Annotated in this window: 3 protein-coding genes; 2 read left to right on the top strand and 1 reads right to left on the bottom strand. The window is 58.1% G+C overall.

From position 1 onward, the window contains the following. The first annotated feature begins 1,112 nt into the window (after positions 1-1,112). On the top strand, positions 1,113-1,415 hold the full coding sequence (locus K1Y02_25600; protein ID MBX7259756.1) for an ATP-binding protein: 303 nt from the start codon (positions 1,113-1,115) through the stop codon (positions 1,413-1,415). Here the strand turns inward: K1Y02_25600 and K1Y02_25595 are convergent. Then, positions 1,388-3,913 (bottom strand): hypothetical protein, encoded by a 2,526-nt coding sequence (locus K1Y02_25595; protein ID MBX7259755.1) that lies wholly within the window; start codon positions 3,911-3,913, stop codon positions 1,388-1,390. The two genes, K1Y02_25600 and K1Y02_25595, sit on opposite strands and share 28 nt — an antisense overlap. Before the next feature lie 155 nt (positions 3,914-4,068). On the opposite strand from K1Y02_25595, the gene K1Y02_25590 reads away from it, so the two are divergent. Next, positions 4,069-4,383: hypothetical protein (locus tag K1Y02_25590; GenBank protein MBX7259754.1), on the top strand; the 315-nt coding region annotated here is incomplete at its 3' end.

The raw sequence follows: 4,383 nt of genomic DNA, 5'->3' as shown, positions 1-4,383 counted from the left end.
ATACGCGCCCGGAATGATTAGCAATAACGCAGCAATTGCCCTCACAAGAAATACTCCTTGGTATCAACGTCCGCACCCAAACCGGGGATTCTACACGATGCCGGCAGGGGGTGCGAATGAGGCGGCAAACGCGACGGCAAACGCGGGACCGACCCAAGCGAAACGAAGTGGAGACGGGTCTGTCGGTTGCGCCTTTGCGAAAGTGACTCAACCACCGATTCACACCGATGAACACCGAAAAGGCATCAATCTGGTGGGTATGATTTCGGAACACGGGGAAATGCGTGCAGCCTACACAGACTCTTCCAGACACGGGCAGTATAGACTTGGACCAAAGTCCTCCTTCGCCCCGAAGCTGGCCTTATCCTGAACATCTCCACTCTCATATGCGTTTCGAGTTGCAACCCGACTATCTTGTGAATCCTGTCAATCATGTCCAATTTCCTTCTTTCCTTCTTCCGCGCCGAACGCGCACGACATAGTAGCCTGGCGCGGCATAGCCGCAACCAAAAGAGACTCAACCACGGATGAACACCGACGATTTGACTCGATACTCCAGAGCGCTGCAAGCGCGAAATACTCCAGCCTGGGGTGAGATTCGCGTCAACGACGCGAATTGAAACCCCAGGTACCCGCCACCACCCAACGAGCGCCCTGTCAGGGCGCAAGCAACACGCCGCGCTCGGCGATCGCGGCGCTGGCTGTTTGGTTTAAGCCAGATCCCTCGTCCGCTGGAGGCGGACTCGGGATGACAGTGAGTGTGAGCAATTGCGGGTGGGTGTGCTGGCGGAGATAGGGTGTATAAGCAACAGCCATATCGAATGCCTCATAGCTCACGTTGCACGTAGTCTACGACCTACACCACGCCTTCGATGACCGAGGCGGAGTTGAGACCTGACGGTCGCGGGGAGTGGCTGGGTCAAGACCCCGCCACAACGCAGGAGACAAGCGGCCGCTGCCCCAGAAGACCCGCCTGCGCCCACGCGCGACCACGACAGCACTCGCGGCGCCGAGTACTACGAAAAGGAGGCCGAATCATGCTGAACCAACCCACGCTGGACAAGGTGGAAGCCTTGCGCCTGTATGGCATAGCTCGGGGTCTGCGCGAGTAACTGGACCTGAGTGAGTGCGCCACACTCAGTTTCGAGGAATGGCGAGAGCTGCTCGTGGACAGCGAGATGACCGCTCACGACAATGCCCGACTCGCGTCCCGCTTGAAGCGGGCCAATCTGCGCCTGACCACCACGGTGGAGGACATCGACTTCCGCTCGCCACGTGGTCTGACAGAGCCGCCGTACTCGCCCTGGCCAAGTGCCAGAGGCCCCGACGCATCAGCGCACAGGTTGTCCACTGTCCAAGAGGTACCCCCTCAGGCGTCCGATACAGCCTATTCGTGTCTTCCGGGCAACCCTTGAGCAGCATAGCCGCGGGCTTCGGAGAACCTTTCTTCAAGCGGCTTCCCGGTGTATGCGGACACCGGATGTTCCACGGACTCGATCACGTAAACTTCGTCGGCACTGGTCTCGAACTCAAGGATCTGCTCATCACAATTTAAAAGCACTTGATTCCCGTGAAGCACGCGGCATGGACCTGGCCACGGATTGGCGACCCGGCATCGCCTGCCCCAAAGACTTCTGACCTCGACCACGCGAGGAACGCCTTTCCAGACGTCCGAAGCGACCATGAAACCGTCCCGCGCACGCAGTTGGAATACGCCGCTCCACAAGGGTGAAAGGGCCGGTGTAATTCGGATGATTCCGCCGTGACTCTGCATGAGAATCTCCTGGAGTCCGGTGGCGGAGCAACCGCCGCCGTCGAGAAAGGGCGGGGCAAAGGAGTTGTCGCGGGGAACGGGACGGCAATGAATCACTTCCCAACCACCGTACGGCCACGTATTGAAACGGCGTGCGTGTTCCGCCAACAGAATGCACGCCTGGTCCTTTAGGCCGAGCCGCGCCGCCCAAATAGCATCCATCGACCACCCCCACCACAACGGACACTGCCGATATTCAAAGGTGCGCACACAGCGGTCATAGTCAGGGCTGCCAATGCCGCTCAGCCCAAATGGATAGACGCGATAGAGCGCCGGGTTTTCACAATTGATGCGATTGGGAAAGCCATGCTTGCCGGCGGCGGGCGCGTACGAGTCAACTTCGGGGTCCGTCCGCCCGTCGTCGTACCATCGTCCGAGACTGTTGTCGGGCAGCGCCGTAAGCACTTCCTGACACTTGGCGCGAAGCGCGGCATCTTCCCCGTACTGCTCGGACAAGCGAATAAACTCCGGAAAGACGGCGCGAATGCCATCGAAAGTATCTGCGGGGTCGCGCACCTGCCACCACGTCTCCAGCGCGTTTGCAGGATCGAGGTGGTAGCGCCCATCCTCCTCCTTCTGCAGGAGGTTGGAAATGAATTCGCAGACGCCCCGGACAAAGGGGTACGCCTGCTCACGCAGGTAGCTCTCATCGCCGGAGTAGTGGTAGTACTCCAGATAGTGGTGACTAATCTCCAAGCCGGACGTGAATATCAGGCCAACGTGCGTGGCGAAGTAGGTGAATTTCCCATAGGGTATCTTGCGAACGTCCCGCCGGTACCAATCGCCGTTCTCGGTTTTGCCATCCTCCACAATGTTCACCGTGAGGCTGTGTCCCCAAGGCAAATAGGTCTCGGGAACCCAGATACCAGGGAAGCCAAACGCGTTCTCGGTCTGTTTCTGAAGGTAAGGGACCATGCGTGTGAAGGCGTCCGGCAGGCCGCGCGCCATCTCGAGGCGATTGGCTGCGTACAGGGGCATGAAGTTGAAGCGCACCTCCTGCACCCAATCGGCCACGGGATGACCGTCGCGTTGATCGCCGTCAATGAGAAGACCGCCGCCGCCGTAGTTTGCCGGATACTGTCCGCGGTTGACGCAGCCTAACGTGTAGAGATGCACGTGGTATGCGGCCGTGAGCCATTCGGCTTGCTGGTCGCTGCTGTGCAATCGAACAAATGACTTACTCCAATAATCCCTCCACCAGGCCTGATGCTCGTCGCGAAGTGCACCCATGGGCTTCGCGAGGACCGTCTGAAGTTGCTTTTCAGCCGCCTCCAACGGGTCGGACTTGATTGTGACCGCCGCAGAGATGATGAATGAGTATTCCCCGGGGCGTTGGTCCGGCAGAGACATCGTTGCGGTCTTTTCGTTTATGGCGATTGACTGCGGCAGGAAAGACGGCGTGCCTAGTACGACGCTATTCCCACGACCGAGAACGGGATCACTCTCATCCGTGAAGAAGTCCTGCATGCCCGTTTCAATGCCGCCGGCGCGGCTTGTCGAAACTTCCTTAGCCCAAAGCGTGGCTGGCGTATTGCCGACGCTCATCGTTGCGCGCCATTCAGAGAGCTCAAGTTTGATCGGTCCTAACATCGACTGCGGGTCATAGATGTCCACAATGATGATTCGGTACTCTGGATGTCCCCAGACTTCGATACGAGGCCCGTCTTTTTCATCGCCCAGCGTTGCCACGACCTTTCCGCGGTACAGGTCAAGACGCTGGCGAAAGTATTTCTCGGCCAATTCTTTGCCGCGTGGTCCCAGGTCGAACCTAACGTGCCCCAGGCTGCCTGTAAGGTTGTCGCATTTTGAAAGATGGATATCCAGGTCTCCGTCACAACGCACCATCGCGGAGAAATCGCCACCGCCAACCGGCATGGACTTCCACTTGTTGAACGCCGGACCGGTATAGAGCACGTCATTGCGCGACACGATCTTTTGTGCGTCAAACAGCCATCGGTTGGAAGTGATGTCATAGGAAATCCATGCCGCGTCCGGCGATTCACCCTCCGACACAATTGGCGTTGCCCATGCACCCAGCGTCGAGAATGTGAACACGACGAGGATAATGAATCTCGTGGATAGAGTCGAAGAAAGGTTCATGGCGCCTCCTTTAGCAATGAAACAATATACAGTGCACTCTGCCGCGGAAATAGGGCTACGCTACGATTGGCGGTGACTTCCGGAGACACTAAATAGCCGGCACGTTTTCTCAGACATTCTATACTGCCAGGAACGAAATTAGTGGTCTCGACTTGATGATGAGTGAGCGTTTTGAGCGTGTCGCCCGCGGTTTGCCTGGCGCCGTCTACGAAACTGAAACATCGGACAGCCTATCGACGAATCGCCCGGAGGACATGAGCGCATGGGCGGTGTCCAACTTCCCGACGAACATCGTTCTCTGGAAGAATGAGTACCTTACACGGATTGTCGGTCTGACCGAGGAAGAGGCAATCCTCGAACATATACATCGTCTTTTCTCAAGAGCGGGCTGGGAGGGCGGACTTTCCAGTTCGCCCTCCGCCAGTAAGCAATCGGGGAACCCGCGGGAAGACAGCCGCGCTCGGCAAGCG

This window comes from Candidatus Hydrogenedentota bacterium, assembly GCA_019695095.1.
In the GTDB taxonomy this organism is placed as follows: domain Bacteria; phylum Hydrogenedentota; class Hydrogenedentia; order Hydrogenedentales; family SLHB01; genus JAIBAQ01.
Note: the sequence above shows the minus strand (reverse complement) of the source record. Positions and strands in the feature narration are given on the sequence as shown.